This window comes from Bradyrhizobium sp., from assembly GCF_049512235.1.
Lineage (GTDB): Bacteria > Pseudomonadota > Alphaproteobacteria > Rhizobiales > Xanthobacteraceae > Bradyrhizobium.
Genome location: NZ_JBEKXH010000713.1, coordinates 1 through 2611 on the forward strand (window position 1 = coordinate 1; position 2611 = coordinate 2611).

At 63.9% G+C, this 2611-nt stretch carries 2 protein-coding genes and 1 pseudogene; all 3 read right to left on the bottom strand.

Annotated features, from left to right (window positions below; translation table 11 throughout):
• Window positions 1–97: 97 nt before the first annotated feature.
• Window positions 98–327: pseudogene (locus ABSG20_RS34315) on the bottom strand (ATP-binding protein); the annotation flags it as partial.
• A 167-nt stretch (window positions 328–494) separates the two neighbouring features.
• Window positions 495–1052 carry an invasion associated locus B family protein gene (locus ABSG20_RS34320; RefSeq protein WP_423868870.1) on the bottom strand — a complete coding sequence of 186 codons (558 nt, stop codon included), beginning with the start codon at window positions 1050–1052 and terminating at the stop codon, window positions 495–497.
• Window positions 1053–1117: 65 nt separating this feature from the next.
• The coding region (locus ABSG20_RS34325) for an efflux RND transporter permease subunit (RefSeq protein ID WP_423868871.1) at window positions 1118–2611 on the bottom strand (1494 nt) is incomplete at its 5' end.

Below are 2611 nucleotides of genomic sequence, written 5' to 3' on the forward strand. Positions count from 1 at the left end.
GGCCGGGCTTGGCAAGCGCCGGAAAGCGGCATCCGACCAGGTGTCTGCGCGGCGTAATCAGCCAAAGACCGGCCAGATCCGCGCTGTTGACGCCCGCTCAGGCCCGCGCCCGCTCGTTCCGAACCGTCAGCAGTTCCACCGGTCGGTCCGGTACGACAATCCGGAAGGTGGCCCCGATGGTGCCCTCGACCAGATGGATGTCCCCGCCATGGGCCCGCACCAGTTCGGCGGCGATCGAAAGCCCAGCCCACTACCGCCGGGCCGGCCCGAGGTCTGGAAAGCCTCGAACAGGTGATCGCGGGTCTTTTTCGGCACGCCGGGACCGGTACCCCCACCCCCGACCGCTCCCCACCGCTGCGCGGGGGGAGGGGAGCGTGGCAGCGTGGCTCCCTCACCGAGACTGACAAGTGTGAATCCGAGAGCCGCGCGCGGGAGAGGACGACTGCGTCGCGACGCCTGATATGATTTGAACTTCTATTATTTCGCGCGCTGCGTTACTTGATCTTGTCGTAGGCGGCGGCAAAATCGGCCAGCGGCATCGGAATGGTGATGGTTTCCTTGGCGGGGGTCTGAAAGGACACCTTCAACTCCTTGCCCGATTTCAGAGCGGCCAAAAGCTCCGGAGCGATCGGCGTAGAGCCGAAGCAGCCGCGATTTTCGCAGGTCTGGATCTGCAGATCGACGGCATGGCCGTTATCGACCCCAAACTTGGCGCCCGACGGCAGGTTAATTCCCAGCGGCAACTGCACCATGGCGACCGGGCTGTGGCTATCGCCTGTGACGCGGATGTTGACGAGGACAACCAGTTGTCCGGTCTTGGTCAGGATCGCCGTCTGCTCGATCGCGCATTCGAGCGGGGCGCCGCGGCTCGCGCTGGAGCAGCGCGCGACCCAGCCGGGTGGTGGGGGCGTGTTTGCCGGCGCGGCTTCGGCTTGAACGGTTAACGGCACCGCCACTGCCGGCGCCGCCTTGGATCTGGCTGGCTCGGCCTGGCCGGACCCGGGCGATCCGAGCGCCAACAGCATGACAAGGCTGGCATACCTGAGCGACATTTGCACCGAATCCGTGGCCGGGACCAAGAGCATCCCGGATGGGCCGGTGTGCCGATGAAGTCAAGTCACTCGGCGGCTTCCTTGATCGAACCGTGCTCGCCCGCGGACAGCACGTGGTCGGCAGTTCCAGATCGTCCCCAGCCGGCAAACCAGTTAGAGAGCCGGTCGAGATAGAGGTAGATCACGGGCGTCGTGAACAGCGTCAGCGCCTGGCTGACGATCAGGCCGCCGACCATCGCATAACCCAGCGGCTGGCGGATTTCCGAACCGGTGCCGGTGCCCAGCATCAGCGGCACGCCGCCCAGCATCGCCGCCATCGTCGTCATCATGATCGGGCGAAACCGCAGTAGCGCGGCCTTCCGAATCGACTGCTCCGGAGAAAGATGCTCGTCGCGTTCGGCGGCAATGGCGAAGTCGACCATCATGATGCCGTTCTTCTTGACGATGCCGATCAGGAGAATGATGCCGATCAAGGCGATCAGACTGAAGTCGTATCCGAACGCCATGAGAATGGCGAGCGCGCCGACGCCGGCCGAGGGCAGCGTGGACAGAATCGTGATCGGGTGAATGTAGCTTTCGTAGAGAATGCCAAGGATCAGGTAGACGACGACGAGGGCCGCCAGGATCAACAGCGGCACGGTGCCGAGCGATTGCTGGAACGCCTGCGCGGTACCCTGGAAGCTTGAATTGAGCGTGGCGGGCGCACCCATGTCGGCCACCACCTTCTGGATGGCATCGGTCGCCTGTCCCAGCGCAACACCCTGCCCAAGGTTGAAGCTGATGGTGATGGCCGGAAACTGGCCCTGGTGGCTGATCGAGAGGGAACGGACCGGCACGCTGGTCCAGGTCGCAAAGGTCGACAACGGCACCTCATCGCCGGTCAGGGGCGATTTGATATAGAGATTGTTGAGCGTGTCGATCTTACCCTGCAGTTCGGGCAGGATCTCCAGAATGACGTGGTAGCTGTTGAGCTGGGTGAAATACTGGGTGACCTGACGCTGGCCGAACGCGTCGTAAAGCGTGTCGTCGATCAGTTGCGGCTGGATGCCGTAGCGCGATGCGGTGTCGCGGTTGATCTTGAGCTGAAGCGTCGTGCCTTCGCTCTGCTGGTCGGTTGCAACGTCGCGCAGCTGCGGCAGCGTCTTCATTTTGGTCAGGATCTTCGGTGCCCATTCGTTCAACTCGCCGAGGTCGGCGTCCTGCAGCGTGTACTCGAACTGGGTCCGCGTCGGCCGGCCGCCTAGCCGCACGTCCTGGGCAGCCTGCATGAACAGACGTGCACCCTCGACCTTCTCCATCTGTGGGCGCAGACGGGCAATGATCTGCTGGGCGTTGGCGGCGCGCTCGTCGCGGGGCTTCAGCGTGATGAAGATGTTGCCGTTATTGCCGGCCCTGCCGCTGCCGCCGATGGCCATCGCCACGCTGGCGACGTCAGGATCGGCCTGCACGATTTTGCCGAGCGCCTCCTGCCTCTGCGCCATCGCGGCAAAGGAAATGTCCTGCCCGGCTTCGGAGGTTGCGGTAATGAGGCCATTATCCTGCTGCGGAAAGAAGCCCTT